Here is a 540-nt window from a genome sequence, read left to right as displayed (position 1 = left end):
AGTATGAAAATAGCAAATGCCGGACGCATGTCTCAGCCTAATGTTCGGCATCGGCATCGGCATCGGCATCGGCATCGGCATCGGTTTCGCGAGACCGGCATTCAACAAGCAGCTACTACTTGCAGTTGCCTGCCTTTCGATATCCTGCCGCTTGGGCCTCAGATTCTGATGTGAAGGAGACCTGGTTTTATTCAGACACCTGACCATAGCCAGGGCATCCCATTGAGAGGTGGTACACCTGGCTCTTTCGATTACCGATGATCACACCTGTCCCGGTCACGCTCGCGAGGGGAGGCTTGGCTGCTGCTCGCGGGGGATTAACAGGGACGGCGCTAACTACCCCATCAGCAACTGCCTTGTATCCTTGCGACCAATGCCGCTCGCCAGTTACGAATGGGTTGGAGTGGCCCATGATTGCTGCAATGCGTCGATCTCGCTCTTTCTCCCACGCCGAAACTGGGTACTGCTTGTCCCAGGCCATCAGTAGCTGTTGTTGCTGACGAGACATGCTCAGGTTGTATCGGTCGAACATGTAAAAGG

Annotated in this window: 1 pseudogene; it reads right to left on the bottom strand. The window is 55.0% G+C overall.

The annotated features are described in order from the left end of the window. Positions 1–115: 115 nt before the first annotated feature. Positions 116–540: pseudogene (locus AC1DRJ_RS32065) on the bottom strand (endonuclease); the annotation flags it as partial.

This window comes from Pseudomonas sp. P5_B2 (assembly GCF_056400445.1).
The sequence above is the reverse complement of the archived record's forward strand: the minus strand, read 5'-3'. Positions and strand labels throughout refer to the sequence as shown.